Annotated in this window: 13 protein-coding genes; 3 read left to right on the forward strand and 10 right to left on the reverse strand. The window is 66.4% G+C overall.

Features of this window, described 5'->3' with window-relative positions:
* Positions 1-73: 73 nt before the first annotated feature.
* The 8 genes from AC5P8R_RS05125 to AC5P8R_RS05160 all read right to left on the reverse strand — a co-directional run bounded on the left by AC5P8R_RS05125 (position 74) and on the right by AC5P8R_RS05160 (position 13091).
* Positions 74-8362 carry a host specificity factor TipJ family phage tail protein gene (locus AC5P8R_RS05125; RefSeq protein ID WP_495223053.1) on the reverse strand — a complete coding sequence of 2763 codons (8289 nt, stop codon included), beginning with the start codon at positions 8360-8362 and terminating at the stop codon, positions 74-76.
* Positions 8353-8748, reverse strand: coding sequence for a hypothetical protein (locus tag AC5P8R_RS05130; protein ID WP_014647904.1), 396 nt, complete (start codon positions 8746-8748; stop codon positions 8353-8355). The genes AC5P8R_RS05125 and AC5P8R_RS05130 overlap by 10 nt, the downstream gene beginning before the upstream one ends.
* Entirely contained in the window at positions 8748-9209 is a 462-nt protein-coding gene (locus tag AC5P8R_RS05135; RefSeq protein WP_014647905.1) for a DUF1833 family protein, read from the reverse strand. The genes AC5P8R_RS05130 and AC5P8R_RS05135 overlap by 1 nt, the downstream gene beginning before the upstream one ends.
* A complete protein-coding gene (locus AC5P8R_RS05140) occupies positions 9206-9559 on the reverse strand; it encodes a hypothetical protein (protein ID WP_014647906.1) in 354 nt (117 codons plus the stop codon). Before AC5P8R_RS05140 ends, AC5P8R_RS05135 begins: the two co-directional genes overlap by 4 nt.
* Complete coding sequence (locus tag AC5P8R_RS05145) at positions 9556-11871, reverse strand: phage tail tape measure protein (protein WP_069116152.1); 2316 nt, start codon at positions 11869-11871, stop codon at positions 9556-9558. Before AC5P8R_RS05145 ends, AC5P8R_RS05140 begins: the two co-directional genes overlap by 4 nt.
* A gap of 94 nt (positions 11872-11965) precedes the next feature.
* Positions 11966-12208: a phage tail assembly protein T gene (locus tag AC5P8R_RS05150; protein ID WP_227864145.1), complete on the reverse strand. Its 243-nt coding sequence runs from the start codon at positions 12206-12208 to the stop codon at positions 11966-11968.
* A gap of 80 nt (positions 12209-12288) precedes the next feature.
* The gene (locus tag AC5P8R_RS05155; protein WP_014647908.1) at positions 12289-12633 is read right to left on the reverse strand and encodes a hypothetical protein; all 345 of its coding nucleotides are present in this window, start codon (positions 12631-12633) and stop codon (positions 12289-12291) included.
* The gene (locus AC5P8R_RS05160) at positions 12633-13091 is read right to left on the reverse strand and encodes a hypothetical protein (RefSeq protein WP_014037992.1); all 459 of its coding nucleotides are present in this window, start codon (positions 13089-13091) and stop codon (positions 12633-12635) included. Before AC5P8R_RS05160 ends, AC5P8R_RS05155 begins: the two co-directional genes overlap by 1 nt.
* A gap of 365 nt (positions 13092-13456) precedes the next feature.
* Here AC5P8R_RS05160 and AC5P8R_RS05165 point away from each other — a divergent pair, with 365 nt between their 5' ends.
* Genes AC5P8R_RS05165 through AC5P8R_RS05175 form a run of 3 tightly spaced genes read left to right on the forward strand, consistent with a single transcriptional unit; the run spans position 13457 to position 14730 of the window.
* Positions 13457-14128 carry a dienelactone hydrolase family protein gene (locus AC5P8R_RS05165; RefSeq protein WP_032957503.1) on the forward strand — a complete coding sequence of 224 codons (672 nt, stop codon included), beginning with the start codon at positions 13457-13459 and terminating at the stop codon, positions 14126-14128.
* Positions 14125-14547, forward strand: a complete 423-nt coding sequence (locus AC5P8R_RS05170; RefSeq protein ID WP_014647910.1) for an HIT domain-containing protein — start codon at positions 14125-14127, stop codon at positions 14545-14547. The genes AC5P8R_RS05165 and AC5P8R_RS05170 overlap by 4 nt, the downstream gene beginning before the upstream one ends.
* A 15-nt stretch (positions 14548-14562) precedes the next feature.
* A complete protein-coding gene (locus tag AC5P8R_RS05175) occupies positions 14563-14730 on the forward strand; it encodes a LiaI-LiaF-like domain-containing protein (protein ID WP_005418011.1) in 168 nt (55 codons plus the stop codon).
* Positions 14731-14836: 106 nt separating this feature from the next.
* On the opposite strand, the gene dcd is transcribed toward AC5P8R_RS05175, so the two are convergent.
* Together dcd and apbC are read right to left on the reverse strand one after the other, a co-directional pair.
* On the reverse strand, positions 14837-15409 hold the full coding sequence (gene dcd / locus AC5P8R_RS05180) for a dCTP deaminase (protein WP_014037995.1): 573 nt from the start codon (positions 15407-15409) through the stop codon (positions 14837-14839).
* 78 nt (positions 15410-15487) lie between these two features.
* Positions 15488-16342: an iron-sulfur cluster carrier protein ApbC gene (apbC, locus tag AC5P8R_RS05185; RefSeq protein ID WP_014647911.1), complete on the reverse strand. Its 855-nt coding sequence runs from the start codon at positions 16340-16342 to the stop codon at positions 15488-15490.
* Between the last annotated feature and the right edge of the window lie 108 nt (positions 16343-16450).

Genomic DNA, 16450 nt, shown 5'->3' on the forward strand with positions numbered 1-16450 from the left:
AAAAGGGCCGCATCCACCGGCGGCCCGAACGGTTTTCATGCAGGGCACCCACCGCGGCGGGCAGGTGCACGGGTCACCACACGCCCATGCGCACGCGCAGGCGTCCGGCTTCGTCATAGACCCGCCAGTTGCCATCGCTGTACTCGGTACGACGCCCGCCACCGGGGGCACTGACACTGAACGCGTCGGCCACCACATCGAAACGCGAGACCTGGCCGCTGGACGCCAGTTGCACGCCCCCTACCCGGCCATCTGCACGGACGTTGACCGACCACTGCGCGGAAGACTCGGTGCCTCCGGCCGACCAGGTGGGCGGGGCGGTTGCTGCCGCGTCCACCTGGCTGAGCATCGGGCGGAACATCCAGAAATAGGGCGTGTTTCCACCGGTGCCGATCACGATCACGCGAAAGCGAGCGAAGGTCGCCGTGGCGGGCGCCTTGGTGATCAGGAACGTGCGCGTCAAGCGGTCGAGCGTGATCGGGGTTCCGGTATCGCTCCTCACGCCCGGGCTGTGCACCAGCCCCAGGTGATTGCCGGCCGCATCGAAGAACGTCATCTCCAGCTTGGCTTCCACGCGATGGGTATTGATCCAGGCGGACGCGCAATAGGTCTTGCCGCCTTCGATGGCGATGTCGTACTCGGTTCCCCACCATGCCATTTCGCCTGCTGCGACGACGCCGGGCGTCACCGCGCCCAGCCCGAAGATCCCCTGCGGATGCCAGTTGTCATCGCCGGTGGGGTTGCCCAGTTCGGTCCACCGCCCGTTCGGATTACTGCCCCAGCCCCACCCCGAGCGCTGCCAGAAGGGGAACGTGGTGTTCATCAGCAGGTTGCCACCGGCGCCCAGATTCTTGACCTGCGCCTGCATGCTGGTGACCACGGCTGCATCCGCCTTGCCACCCAGTGAGGCCTGCACGCCATCGATCCGCCCGGACAGCGCGGTCAGTTGCGTACCCTGCTGGCTGACCTGGCTGTTCAGCTGCGAGAAGCCGCTGGCCGATACATCGCCCACCTGGGTCTTGAGCTGGGTCAGGTCACGCGCGGTTGTGTCCAGCTTGGTGCCCTGCTGGCTTACCGAGGTGCTCAGCCCCGTGATGGCCGAGGCATTGGCATCGTTGGCCACCTGGTCGGTGATGTCATAGACCTGGACGCTGTCCACCCGCACCTGACCGTTGTCGGGATGAACATAGAGGTTCAAGCGCCAGGCATCGATGCCGCTGTTGAAGGCATCGAAGTCGAACGATCGGGTCTCGAACGCCTCCACCGCGAACACGGCACGCAGATCCTGGTAGGACTGCTGGCCTGCCGCATTCTTGCGATACATCCGCACCAGCAGATTGTTGGCGCCGCCAGCACCGCAGGCGCGGACGATCACCCGCAGGCGGCGCGCGCCGTTGATCGGCACCCATTTGCCACCGTTGGCCTGCAGGGTCGGATTCACGTTCGTGTAGCGGTTGAGCAGCACACCTGGGCGTCCGTCGCCGTTGACCGTACTCCACACCGCCCCATTGGCCGCCGCCGATGCCGTCCACCCCCCCAGCCCTTCGGCGAAGTCGGGATTGGGCAGCAGGCCGCTTCCGGTGTTGAGCACGCCCTTCAGCCCGCTGGACAGGTCGGTGAGCTGCTGCGCCTGCGCGTCGACCTTCGTGCCCTGCCGATCGACTTTGGTGGTCAGCGCGGTCACCGCGGTGGCCGTGGCAGCGGCGCTCTGCTGCGCGGCGTAGGCGTCGGTGACATCGATCATGCGGATGTCGTCCACCTGCACGCGCACGCCCACTTCGCGCGCACCACTTCCTCCCGGAATGCTGACCAGCATCCGCCACTTCGCCGCAGACGCGGCGGTGTCCAGGTAACCGCTGACCTTGGTCCAGCCATCCCTGCGCAGCGAGGCCAGTGCGTAAGCCTGCAAGGGCCACGAATTCTCCGCGTTGGCTTCGTTGGTGGTCTGCCAGCCCACCCGGATGGAACCACCAGTCGGCTGGATACTGTCCGGATGCAGGCGGGCGTAGTACTCCACATAGATGCGGCGATTGCCGGTGATGGGGGTCCACTGCCCGAAGTACAGGTCCGCATTGGTGTTCGGGCTGGTGTTGGCCGCAACGTTCACGTCCAGACCGCGCTCACCGGTCCGGCGAGCATCGGCGCGGACGGTGTAGATCGTGCCCGCCGCACTGCCCAGCAGCTGGCCATCCTGGAACGTTTCGAACGCACCCAGCGGGAACAGGCTGTCGCTGCCATTGAGGACCGACTGCACGTCCGACTGCAGCTTGAGCACACTGGACGCACTGCTGGTGACACGATCGCCCAGCTGCACCACGTCGCTGCGCAGGTTGGCGATGGCCGTCGCGTTGCCGGCGATGTCCTGCGCATCGGTGATGTCGTAGAACTCGATCCGGTCGAACAGCACCTTGCCGCCGGCGTTGGTCAGATGCACCTGCGGCATGATCTCGTTGCGATCCTGCGCAGCAGACCATTCGGCCGTGTAGGTTTTCCAGGACGCATCGGACAGGTTCAGCGTCACGTCGGCGTGGCTTTCGCCTGTACCCGTGGTTCGCACGCGCAACCGGCAGACCAGGGTCGCCGTCGCATCGTCGAAGGCGCGGGCGACCATCACCAGGCGGTACCGCCGCGACCTGCCGGCAACAACGGGCAGCCACCGCGCGTCATTGGCCGTGATGGCCGGATTCTGCCCGGCCTGCGGCCCATGCGTCATCAGCAACGCATCACCACTCTGGCCCGATGCCTTCACCCACTCCACGGTGTTGGCCGACACGGTACGGGTCAGCGTCCACCAGGCGGCACTGCCAGCAAAGTTACTGTTGCGCAGCACGTTGTCGCTGCTGGTCACCGAGGTGTCGACCCGCGCGGCCAGGCTGGTCAGGCTGTCGGCGGCGGACACCAGGTCGGTACCGAGCTTGCTGACGTCGGTGCGCAGCCCGGTCAATGCGTCCGCATTGCTCCGCGCCGTACGATCGAGCATCGACGAATCCTGCGATCCGGTCGGCACGCCATTGAGCACGGTGACGGTCATTTCCACCCACATGCCAGTACGGCCGGTCTCCGGCAAGGGCGACAGGATCTGCCTGCCACCGCCGGCACCACTCCTGCGCCGCCCGATCATCACCAGCATCCGCGACCCCGACAGGGCCGCCAGGTTTTCCTGTGACAGGCCCGCGTCCAGCAGGCGGGTGCGCAGGCCACTGGTGTCGCTGTTGCTGGCACTACTGATCGCCCCCACTGCATCGGACGTATAGGCAATGAAGTACTGGTTGTCCTTCAGCGTCTGGTCGTACCAGGTGTTGAAGCGGGCCGACTCGCTCTGCAGATTGCCATGGGTATCGAACACCGCCGTATCGGTGATGCTGTTGTCCGCATTGATGATGCCCACCCGCAGCCCCCGGTTGGCGCCCATGCCTGGCACGATGCTGCCATTGGCACGGTACACACCCGATGCACGGGGGCCACCGGTGGGCCAGGCGAGGATATGTGCGTTGGCGATGATGTTGTAGGCCACCATGTTGCCGATGCCCGAGGCCAGCCGGGTGACGTCCTCGGCGGCACTGCTCAGCTTGCCATCGATCTGTTCCACCCTGGTCGACAGGCCACTGACCGCCGCAGCGTTCGCGTCGACATCGGTCACATCCTCCACCCACAAATCGTCCAGCCACAACGTGCCGGCCGTGCCATTGCGATTGATCGTGACCTTGATGCCCTGCACCGTGCCGGTAGGCGGCAACGTCACGACGGTCTCGGTCTTGACCCAGTCCGCCGATTTCGGGAACGACTGCGTGGCGCCGCCCATCAGGTTGCCGTTGTGGTCGGCGACGCGCAGCTTGGTATTGTCGGCGGTGCCGTCGAAGTCCTCGCTGGTCCGCGTCCAGCACGACACTCGATAGCGACGGCCGGCGGTCAGGGTGATGACGCGCCCCTCATTGACCGCGGCGCTGACCACCGTATTGCTTCCGCCCGCATAGGGCTCCGCCTTCCAGCACAGGCTGTTGCCGCGGCCCTCGCGCACCACCGATGCTGCGGTGGTGTTGAAGAACGTCCAGCCGGTGCCAGCGCCCAGGTTGAAGTCGCCATTGAGCGCGAGGTTGCTGCCCGCGCCCATCACCGCTTCCATGCGACTCTTCAGCTGCACCAGGTCCTGGCTGCTGCTGGTAACCCGGCCATCGAGCTGCCCGACTTCGGTCTTCAACGCATTGAAGGCGCTGGATCCGATCTTGTCCCCCATCGTGGCATCGAGGCTGTCCACGCGCCGCCCCAGCGCGGTGTCAGCGGTCACCATCGCCTGCTGCAGGCTGCTGACACTGGCACCGGTGGCCAGCGCGCCGGTGCCTGCCGGCATCCGTGCCTGGAGTGCCTGGATCGACTGCGCGTTGACCTGGTCGCCACTCAGCCGTGCGGTCTTCTCGGCCGCGATCAGGCCCTGGCTGACCCCTGCCAGGTCACCGCCCTCGTAGCTGCCGCGCAACTGCACGGCCAGCGACTCGCGCCGGCCCGCTTCGCTGCTGTCTGCTGCGACGCGTGCAGTGGCTTCGTCCTGCAGCATGGCCACCGACGCACCCGGCGTCGGGCGACCGATCGCCACCCAGTCCAGCAGGAAGTAGTCGGCATCGGTCTGCGCCTTGGACAGATCCAGGCGGATCTGGTCGACGATGGTCCCGTTCCATGGAATGTTGTCCACGTCCAGCGTCGCGATGCCGTTGCTGTCATAGCTTGGCTCCGCGAACTGCACCATGCGTGCGTTGTCCCACGACTGGCCGGGACCATTCCACAGCAGGCGCCCGTCCCAGGCAGGACTGCCCACCTTGCGGATGCGCAGCTTGACGAAGCGGTGCGCCGCGCCCTGGACATCCTGGCCGCGCGGGCTCGTCACGAAGGCGTCGCTGGCATGGTTGGCCGGGCGCAGCCAGCCCTCCACCAGCGTTGGACTGCCGCCATTCGCGCCCCAACCTTCCACGCTGCTGTCGAAGTACCAGATGCGCTTGCTGTCGAACTGCACGCCACTGCCTGCCGACAGCTGGCTCACCATGCGGGTCAGGTTCTCCACATCCGACCGGCGCTCGCTGGTTTCGCGGGTCACCGCCGTGGTCAGCTCGGTGCGGGTATTCAGATCGCCGGCAGCACGGTCCAGCACTTCGCGCGCCAGGCCATCGGTGTTCGCCTTGAGCGCCTGCGCCTGCTGGTCCAGCCGTTCGGCCTGGCCGGCAAGTCGTTGGGCGCTGGCGGTGATCTGGTCCTGCAGGCGCAGCGATTCGCTACGCAGCGCCTCGGCTGCACGGGTGGCGGCGGCCAGGTCGCTGTCGATGCGGGCGTTGATTTCCTTGCCCAGGTCCTGCTTGACCGATTCGACCACACCGCCGATTCCCTCCAGCGTCTGCCCGGTATTGCGCCCCAGCGAGCGTCGCAGGTAGCGGGCACCGACGGACAGCACGCCAGCGGTGTTGCGACTGCGGCACGCAAACGTCCAGCTGCCCGCCTCTGGCAATACGGCTTCGATTGCGGAGGTGAAGAAGCCACCGGCATCGCCCAGCGGGGTCATGTGCTCCCACAGCGGGTTGTCGATACTGCCGGCGGTATAGCGGATTTCCACGCCGGCGAAATCAGCCGACTGCACGGTGTCGCCGGAGAAGCCCCACACATACCGGCGCACGCCACCGCTGAGCTCTTCGATGTCGAACAGATCGACCAGGACCGGCGGCGCATCGGCACCCAGCGTGGTGTACTGGGTAGACACGGCAACGCCGGCACGGCCATCGGGGCTGTACGGACGAACGACCACCGGATAGGTACCCGCTCCGGGAATCGCCCAGCTCGCTGATCGCGTGGTGGTGCGTGCCACTTCCTCCAGCGCGGCATTGCCGTCTGGATCGGACAGGACCCGCGTTTCGCCGGTGGGTCCACTGATATCGAAGCTGGCCTGCAGTTCGGTATGCACGCTGCCACCCCGGCTGACCTGGCGCTCGACCACCTTCAGATTGCTGGCCACCGGCCGGGTCTGCAGCGAGGATTCATTCGACGGCGGCACATACTGCCCGGTCCGCACGTAGTGCCAGAACTCGGGCCCCTCCTGCACCACCTCCACAGCGGCGCCCTTCAGGTCACCTTCCGGGCGGATGCCGGTCACGCGCACGCGGGTACCCGGCGTCTGCTTGAAGTCGTAGATCCAGATCGTGTCGTGTGCAGGATTGCCGTCGTTGTGGCCCGGCAGCGGTGCATCTGCCGGCCACGGATCGGCCAGCACCAGCCTGTCACTTGGCTCAGCGCCCGGAACCACGCGCAGTACGCGGTAGACACGCTCGCCTGGAATACGCAGGCCGATGAACGCACTGCCCAGCGAAGGTGCCGGGACCGTCTCGTCCAGTTGCAGCGTGGCAACGCCTGCAGCGTCGACGGCGGCATCGATCAGGCGGCCACCGAAGCCCCACTGGGTAAGGTCGTGCTGCAACGCCAGCACCGACAACCGCGAGTAGGCCAGGTGTTCGATGTCGGTGCTGTAGCTGATCGACTTGTATTGATAGACGCTCTGCGCCAGATGCCAACGCGCCAGCATCGCGGCATGGGCTTCGGAGCTGACGCCCTCACCGGTGATCTTGGCCGGATTGAGCATCACCTCCACGCCCGGCGCCGGCACGCGCAGCGTCGCCGCCTTCCAGGTGCGGCGGTCCAGGTAGCTGTACTCGATGCCGTCGGCAGCGTTGGCCAGGGTGTAATCGACCTGGAACTGGCCCTTCTTGATCGTGGCCATGTTGACCACGCCGGACAGGGGCTGCTCATCGGCCGCCCAGGCCACGCCCAGCCGGCCCTTCGCCCAGGTCACCTGGCCGAAGCCGGCCAGCGCGATGGCGTCGAGCACTGCCTGGTGGCTGCGCACCTCGGTCAGCCAGTAGTCGTAGCCCAGCGCGTTGTCCGCGCAGTGCAGCATGAAGGCTTTCAGGCTTTCGATATCGATGCGCCGGTCGGCCATGCCCAGGCCGGCGATGCGCTTGCCGTTCTCATCATGGATGCCACGCGCGTAGGCCAGGATCTGTGCGCCCGGGTTGCTGGTTTCCTCGGTCACCCAGCCGGCCGCTTCCCCCTTCCACACCGGAATCGGTCGCGCGTGGGCCACGCAGCGGATCTCATCCGGGGTGCCATTGAGCTGGCCGGACGCCTTCATCTGCAGGCCGATGGCAGGAATTCCGGCATGGCTGGCGTCGTCGCGCTGCACGCTGACCAGCGTGGTCCAGGTGAAATTCGCCTGCGCGCCACTGCCATCGGTGTTCTGCCCGGCCACGCGTACGCGCACGTCGTACTGGCCCAGCTCCACGTCGCGGCCGTAGCTGACGCGGCGCGCCTTCTGCGTGCGTCCCACGACGCTGTAATTGCCGAACGACTGCCAGGCATCGGAGCCGACCGGCCGGTACTGGATCTGGATCTGCTCGCGGTTGTCCTTGTCCTTGCCCTTGGACGTGGTATCCCACAGCCGGAACTCGATGTTCACCTGCAGGCGCAGAGAGTCAGCGGAGCTGGTGCGTTCCACCCACGGGCTGGCCACGTGCTTGGCATCGCTGCCGGTATCGAGCAGCTGCGCGCCTTCAATCACATCCGCGTTGCTGTACAGCGGAATCGCTTCGTCGGGCATCTGCGGGAAGCCGCGGAACCAGGTGCGCACGCCTTCGTAGCTGGACAGCGCCGAATCACCGTTCTGCAGGGCCTCCACCCGGCCAACGTTGATGCCCGGGCTGAGGGTCAGGCCGACGTACTGCTCATCGCCCTCGAACCAGGTATATGGGCGGCTGATCAGGTCCGGAGCGAGGCGCGTGGAACCGAACAGCAGGCCCAGCGGTTCATAGGCGCGCACACGGTTGCGCGGCGCTGCCAGGGAATACGCCGTGTCGGCGACACCGCCACCGCCACCTGCACGGGGAGGCTTCGGGCCCAGCACCTTGTTGATCAGCACGCTGCCGGCAACATAGACCGCCGACGCCAGCGCGGTGCCGTAGGTGGCGCTGAGCCCCGCAACGGCGCCTGCGCCCCACGCGGAACCGGCCACCAGCGTGCCGATGCCGAAGGTGAAATAGGTCAGCGCGATCATCGCCACCAGCGGAATCACCGCCTTGCCCACCACGCTGCGCACTTCGATCAACTGGCCATGGCGCGGTCGCGTGTGCATCCACTGCTCGCGCGGCACCTCCAGCCCGTCAACGCAGACCTGCCATGCGCGGCCATCGAGCCCGTCTACATGGCGCATGAGGAATGCGTACAGGCTTTCACCCGGGCGCAGTTCGACCGGCACGTTGCGCTGGCCATCCAGCAGCACCGGGTGCGGGGTGATGATGAGGCGGCCGTCGACCGCCGGTTGTGGTGTCAGTTCCATGCGTAGTATCCCTCGATCCTCAGCCCAAATCCGGGCAGGTCACGAACGCGGTGCAGCACGCTGCAGCCGTTCGTTTCGTTGCTGTGCAAGACCCAGCCCTCATGAGCCAGGAAAAAGAAAACCCCGGCGTGGCCGGGGTTGTGTTGTCCGCGTTCGATCATCAGTACCAGGTCGCCGTCCTGTGGAGGGCCCTCGCGAGGTACCGCCTGCGCGCGCGACAATGCGCCCAGCTCGGCCGAGCCGCGCCGCCCGCGCGGCCGGCGTCCGGGCAGTGCCACTTCACGGGCGAACAGCGCCCGCTGCACCTGCATCACCAGGTCGGCGCAGTCGCACGCTGCTTCGTCATAGGGGATGCCCACCCATCGCTCGACGTCGACCAGGCGCATCAGAAGATCCCCGGCAGCGTGAACGGATTGGCATGCAGCAGCACGGCCTGCTGGCGCATCAGGAAGTCGACACCACACTGGGCACTGACCGTGCGCGTGTTGACCGACACCTGGGTCATCGGCAGGTCGTACTCGGCCTCGATGGCATCCGGATCGGCGCGATCGGTCAGCATCAACCGAGCGGTCACCATCTCTCCGGGGGCAAGCCCTTCCAGGTCCTCGGTGAGTGCGCGGCCGATGTTGTCGATCACCAGCTGCGCGCGCGGTGCCTGTCCACTGACATCGTCGGGAAGCTGGAAGCCGAACGGTGCGGCAATGAACTCCTTGCCGTTGCTGGTCCAGTTGACGTTGTCGTTGACGATCCGCAACACCTCCGGCATCGACGGCGCCGACACTTCCAACAGCATCAGCGGTCCCTGGGTGTCGGCCAGGCGCTGGCGGCGCTCATGGAAGGAACTCATCGCATGTACTCCAGTACAAGATCGCGCTTGGAGAAGCGGAACCGGGTGTTCAGTGGCACCAGGCGGCCGATGCCCTGCGGGAAGCGGGCGCTGATCGGCTGCCCGGTCCGCGGGTGCTCCATCGTGAACCAGCCGACGCGACCGACATCGTGCAGGTACCACGCTTCGAATGCCTCGGCGTCAGCCGCGGTGCGGAACTGCACCGAGGCGTACACGTTCTTCATCACCCGGCTGTTGAGCGCGCGCATCTTGCTGGGGCCGCGCTCCATCTCGGTCCGCTCTTCCGAAGCGACGATCTCCTCGCCGTAATCCGCAAAGCGGATTTCTGCATATTCTGGCCAACTGCTCATCCCACTGCCTCCGTCCATCCGTATCGGGCCCGTCCAATGGCGCCCAGCTCACCACCGTTGAGGCTGTCGCCCACGATGTCGATCACCAGCCGCCGTACTTCGCTGCCATCGGGCATGCGCTGCCGCTCTTCCCGGGTGTTGACCCGGCTTTCGCCGTAGTTGTTGATTTCCACATTCATCCCACCCTCGCCGGCACGGGCGATCGGTACCTGCACATAACCCCCGCTATCACCACCGGACAGGCCATTGCCGGTTCGCAGCGAAGTGCGCAGGGCGAAGAATGCCGATGGGCCGCCGAGCGCAGCCATGTCTTCCTGGCTGAGCACGCCCTCGCCCTTGTGGACGATGCCGGCCGGCTCGTACTTGCCCCCTGGGCCTGTATAGCCGCCGATGGAAAAACCGGTGATCTTCGGTCCGAACATCTGCCCGATCGAACTGATCAGCCCACTGACCATCTGTTTGGCTGCCACGCGCGCCAGATCGGCGATGATCGAGTCGGCGAGGTCGGAGAAGGACAGCTTTCCGGTCTGGGCAAACTTGACCAGACTGTCTTCCAACCCGCCCAATGCATTACTGAAGACGCCGTGGCTCAACTCGGCGGCATTGGCCGCGGCATCGGCATAGTCCTCGAACGCCCGCATTGCGCCGTTCTTCCAATCGGACTGGTATGCCTTCTTGTTCTCCTGGAACTCTGCCTCGCGTTGCAGTGACTGTTCATGGAATGCATCGAGCTCGGCCAGCCGGGCTCTGTAGCGCTCCGACTCGATGACCTTGCCGTCCTCACCACGCGACTCGTCGTCCAGCGCGCGCTTTCGATTGTCCCGATCCTCATCCAGAGCGGAACGGCGTTGCATGCGATCCACGCTCGCTGCGCCATGGCCGATGCCGAACAGCGCCTGGTCGTTGCCGCGCTGCTGTGCATGCGCCGCCTGCTGGAGTTCCCGCTGCAGCTTCAGCAGATCCTGCTGGGCCTTCTTCGACGCTTCAGCGGCTGCCGCTTCCTTGGCCAGGGCCACCGCGGCGTCCAGCGAGGCCTTCACCCGCAGTTGCTTCTGCTCGCTGAGCTTCTTCTCGGCATGCTCCATCTCGTCAAGGAGGGTGACCTGCAGCTTTTCCGCCTCTGTCATCCCCTCCTTCAGCTTCTGCCGCACCCGGTCCTGGGCGATCTGCTTCTCGATGCGATCCATCAGCCCGGCGTACGCATCAGCCTGCTCGTGCACGCCCCTGACCGACTGCTGGGCGGCCTGCTGCTGTTCGCGGAACTGGGCCTTGCGTTCGATGTCGGCCTTCTTGCGCGCGGCATCCCTGTTGAACTCTGCGCGCTGGGCCGGGTCCATCTTGTCCGGGCCGCCCCTTGCGTTGATCTCCGCGCCGCGTTCAGCCATCCAGGCCGCGTACTCGCCACGGGTCAGCCGGATCCACTCGACCTCGTCCCGCCACGCCTCTCCGCGCATGGCGCCCAGCATGCCGTTGAAGGCATCGGTCGCCTTCAATGCGTTCCATTGCGTCGCACCCAGAGACGCGATGAGCTGGTCAAGCGTCTGGTTGTCCACGTTCTGGATGGCCGCGGCAATCGCATTGAACAGCTTCTCGTCGAGGGCGCCCCTGATCGTTTCTTTCAGGCCCCGGAACTTCTCCTGGACCGGCGCGACCTCCGCCTGGAACGCTTCCAGGTTCGCCCTGGCCTTCTCCAGCTCGGCGTAGTCCGAGGCTGCACTCAGGCCCGCCCCTTCCCGTCCCGATCGCTGGCCATGACTCACTCGGCCTTCCCAATGGACGACCGAGCCCTGCAGCGCCTTCTCGCGTGCCTCCAGCTCGCGCAGCGCCCTGGCCTGCTCATGCAGCGTGGCGACCGCCTGCTCCAGGGGCAGCGTGCCCGCGCCCATGCCCAGGCCGGCCTGGTCCATCGAGAACGACATCTGCTGCAGCGACTGCATCTGCTCCTTGTACTCGCTGCGCGCACGTTCGGACGCCTTGACCATGTCCAGGTACGCTTCGCCCAGCTTCTGCACCGACGCGATGGCGATGCCCCATGGGCCACCGGCGGCCGTCAGCAGGCCGCTACCAAGCTCCTTCAAGCCGCTGCCGAGCACATCGCCGCCGACGTTGGCCTTTGCCTTTGTCGCGGCCTTGCCCGTTGCGCCCTCCGGTGCCGCATGCACGCGCGCCAGCGCGGCGGCCGTCCGCTCGGCCTCCGCGCGCAGTGTCTTGAGATTCTGCGTTGCCAGGCGGCTGGCCTCCGCCATTGCGGTACGGAAGCCCGTCGTGTTGACCCGCAGTACTACGTCTAGATTCTGGTTAGTGGACGCCATACGCGTTCCTCCAAGAATGATGAGGGGCCCCGCAGGGCCCCAGGTTCGATTGCATGCCACGCATCGGAGAAGCAATGCCCTGCCCCGCCCGGAATCACGCCGCAGCGTTGCGCCGCGATGCGCTGCCGAACAGTTCCAGCAGCTGCTGCGAGCGCTCCTTTGCCGCCCTCTCCGGCGACGCACGCGGTCGCACCAGCAGGAAGTCGTCGGCAGTGGTCGTATTGCCGTGCACCTGCGCCAGCACACTGGTCAGCTGGGCGAGCATCCCCTGCAGGGGCTGGTCCAACGGCTCCAGGCGTGCGAACGCATACATCTCCGAGAGCTGGCGGGAGGTCACTCCCGCCAGCAGGTGGTCCGGATGCGGGAGGCCCAGCCTCCACGCGATCCGGAACTGAAGCCGGCGCTCAGGCCGGCGGATCAGTTTTTTTCCAGCTCTCCCACGGCCGCATCGCCGAGCGCATTGAGCGTCTGCGCGACACGGAACACGCGATCCAGCGCCGCGGCCGATTTCGTGCCCAGCTGGGCCACCTCGTGGTCGGAGAACAGGCGCTCGCCCATTTCATCGACCAGGCACAGGCCGACGAATCGCGCGCGGAAGTCATCCACCTTGGGCGTGTCACCGCCATAGGTCTCCTGCTCCCAGCGATCACGGTCACGCGCCGACATCATCGCCACGCGCACGCTGCCGCCCCATTCGGGTACGGCGACGTCCTCGTGCCGGCGATCCTGCGCGTCCAGGATCTGCTGCTTGCCCAGCAGCATCACGGGGTGCCGCCAGCGGCCACGGTTACCAGCGCGAACTCACGCGGCAGCAGGTCCGCAGTGAACGTCAGCACCTGGTTGGTGCCCGGGGCCACGTTGAAGGCGGCGACCTTGGCGACGAAGGTAGCGGCATCGCCGGTGGGCAGCACCATCAGGAAGTGCAGGTCGGCATCCGGATCGGCGTCGCGCAGGATCTCCTGGCCTGCCGAGCTGCCGACCGGCCAGCGGTGGCCGGACACCTGCACGGCCTGGCCGCCGGACAGACCCGCGATGTTCTCCATCTGCTTGGAACGCAGGTTGGTGGCATCAAGGGTGTTGGCCTGGCCGCGGCCGAACGGGAAGGCGGTCAGGCCGTCGATTTCGGTATAGCCGGCCGGATTGTTCGGCGCGGTCGGGGCGGTACCGGCCTTCACGTACAGCGCGGAGTCCTGGGCGGAAATGGCTTGATTGATGGACATGGTGTTGAATCTCCTGGAAATGAAAAAGCCGCCTTGCGGCGGCTGGGGTTCGGGGTGATCAGGCTCGGGGCTGCCTGCAGTGGGTCATCGTGGCTGGCCCGTCACAGCCACCGGTTGCGCGTTGCGACCCGCAACACGCGGACAACAAAAAAGCCCCCGGCTCGCGCCGGAGGCTTGTATGTCATCGTGGCTGAAAGCTTAGGCTGCGGGTGTGCACCGGTCAATGCAGAAACAGCCCTCTGCACCGCCTTGGGAACGCACTGCCGCAAACCCGCAGCCGCCCGATCCGGCACAGCCGCTGACGCCGCGCTAACCGGCGCAGCGCCGACAATGCAGCTCTGTTCCCAGCAACGAGGAAGATGACGATGGCCGAGTGGATCACCCTGGATACGCATCACGGCCCGGTACGGGCCTGGCAGGCCCTGCCGGACGGCACCGCGCGCGGCGGACTGGTGGTGGTGCAGGAAATCTTCGGCGCCAACCCGCACATCCGCAGCGTGGCCGAGCGCTTCGCAGCCGAAGGCTATGCGGTGCTGGCGCCCTCGTTCTTCGACCTGGTCGACGGCCCCGACGCCGACCCGGATGCGTTGCCCTACGACGCCGAGGGCGTGAAGCAGGGCCTGGAACGGGTCGGCGCGCTGGGCATGGAACGGGCGCTGGAGGTCGTGCGCGCGGCGGCCACCCGGCTGGCGCCCTACGGCAAGGTCGGCACCGTCGGCTACTGCTGGGGCGGCACGGTGGCGATGCTGTCCGCACTGCGTCTGGGGCTGCCGTCGGTCAGCTACTACGGTGCGCGCAACGTGCAGTTCCTCGACGAGGCGCCCAAGGCCCCGGTGATCTTCCACTTCGGCGCCCAGGACCGCAGCATCCCGCCGGAAGCGGTCCAGGCCCACCGCGAGAAGCTGCCGCAGATGGCCACCTACGTCTATCCGGCCGATCACGCCTTCAACCGGGAGGTCGGACATGCGTATGATCCAGACAGCGCCGCCCTGGCGCTGCAACGCACCCTGGACTTCTTCTCGGAGCATCTTGGATGAGCGAATTCGAACTCGATTCACGCCTGGCCACCGATAGCGTGCTGGTGGCGGAAGGACCGTTGTCGCAAGTGCGGCTGATGAACGACGAACGATTCCCCTGGCTGGTGCTGGTACCGCGCCTGGCCGGGGTGACCGAGTGGATCGAGCTGGACGGCGAGCAGCAGGACAAGCTGCGCACCGAGCTCAACCGCGCCTGCAAGGCCCTGAAGGGTGCCGACGGGGTGGAGAAGATCAACATCGGGGCGCTGGGCAACATCGTGCGCCAGCTGCACTTCCATGTCATCGGCCGCCATGACGGTGATCCGGCCTGGCCGGGCCCGGTCTGGGGCAGTGGCCCGGCGCACCGCTACGAGCCGGCGGCGCTGGACCAGCATGTCGCCTACTGGAAGGAACGGCTAGGATATCCGGCCCAGTCCTGAGCCTTCGCCGACCCGATGCGATTCAACCTCGTTGCCGCCGTCCTGCTGATCCTGATCGGCCTGTTCATGCTCGCCAGCAATCTCGGCTGGACGCACCTGAACCTGTCCAAGCTGCTGTTGACCTGGTGGCCGGTGGCCCTGGTTGGTGTCGGCATCGCGATGCTGTTCGGTCGCGGCAAATAAGGAAGGCGGCGCATTGCGCCGCCTTCCATCATGTAGAGCCGAGCCATGCTCGGCTTCAATGCAGGGCAGCCGAGCATGGCTCGGCTCTACAAATCGCCTGCAATCGTCAGGTCCGCGGCAGGGTCACGCCGGTCTGGCCCTGGTACTTGCCGCCACGGTCGCGGTAGGACGTCTCGCAGACGTCATCGGCGGCCGCCTGGAAGAACAGCATCTGTGCCACGCCTTCGTTGGCGTAGATGCGCGCCGGCAGCGGCGTGGTGTTGCTGAATTCCAGGGTGACGTGGCCTTCCCATTCCGGCTCCAGCGGCGTCACGTTGACGATGATGCCGCAGCGCGCGTAGGTGCTCTTGCCCAGGCACACCACCAGGGTATCGCGCGGGATGCGGAAGTACTCGACGGTACGCGCCAGCGCGAAGCTGTTCGGCGGGATGATGCATTCGTCGGCGGTGATGTCGACGAAGCTGCCCGAGTCGAAGTGCTTGGGATCGACGATCGTCGAGTTGATGTTGGTGAACACCTTGAACTCGCGCGAGCAGCGCACGTCGTAGCCATAGCTGGACGTGCCATAGCTGACGATGCGCTGGCCGTTGGCCTGCTTCACCTGCCCGGCCTCGAACGGCTCGATCATGCCGTGCTGCTCGGACATGCGGCGGATCCAACGGTCACTCTTGATGCTCATGCTTTGTCCTGGGGGTACGAGGGGGCGCGAGGATTCTAGCAGGGGCCCGGCCTCGGCCGGCGGCCCCTGCCCCGGCCCTTACAGCAGCGACGACAGGATCGGGATCGAAGCCCGCGGGCGCCTGCCCACTTCCTCGATCAGGCGCTGTGCGGCATGGCGGTAGGCCTGGGCCGGCGCCGAATCCGGCTGGGCGACGGTGATCGGGGTGCCTGCATCGCCCTGTTCACGGATGCCGATCTGCAGGGGCAGAGAGCCCAGCAGCGGCACGCCGTACTGCGCGGCCATGCGCTCGCCGCCGCCCTCGCCGAACAGGTGCTCGATGTGCCCGCAACTGCTGCAGGTGTGCACCGCCATGTTCTCGACGATGCCCAGCACCGGCACCTCGACCTTCTCGAACATCTTCAGCGCTTTCTTCGCGTCCAGCGTGGCGATGTCCTGCGGCGTGGTGACGATCACCGCACCGGCCAGCGGAATCTTCTGGGTCAGGGTCAGCTGGATGTCACCGGTGCCCGGCGGCAGGTCGATCAGCAGGAAATCCAGGTCGTCCCACAGGGTGTCGTTGAACAGCTGGGTCATCGCCGAGGTGGCCATCGGGCCCCGCCAGATCATCGGCGTGTCCTCTTCGATCAGGTAGCCGATCGACATGGTGTCCACGCCAAAGGCACGCAACGGCTCGATGCTCTTGTTGTCCGGGCTTTCCGGGCGACCGGACAGGCCCAGCATGGCCGGCACGCTCGGCCCGTAGATGTCCGCATCGAGCACGCCCACGCGCGCACCGAGCTGCTGCAGCGCGACGGCCAGGTTCACCGAGGTGGTGGACTTGCCGACGCCGCCCTTGCCCGAACCGACCGCGATCACGTTGCGGATGCGGGCATGCGGCGTAAGTCCCTTCTGGACCTGGCTGACATGGGGACGGCGGGGAGAACTGTTCACAACGGGCACCGGCGGGGTCAGGGGGATAACCCGACATCATACAAGCTGGATGCAAGCTGACTGAAATTCAGGAATGCGACAGATTCGTGCACAGATTGTTAAGTTCAT

Source organism: Stenotrophomonas sp. YJH_SMC_73, from assembly GCF_059370155.1.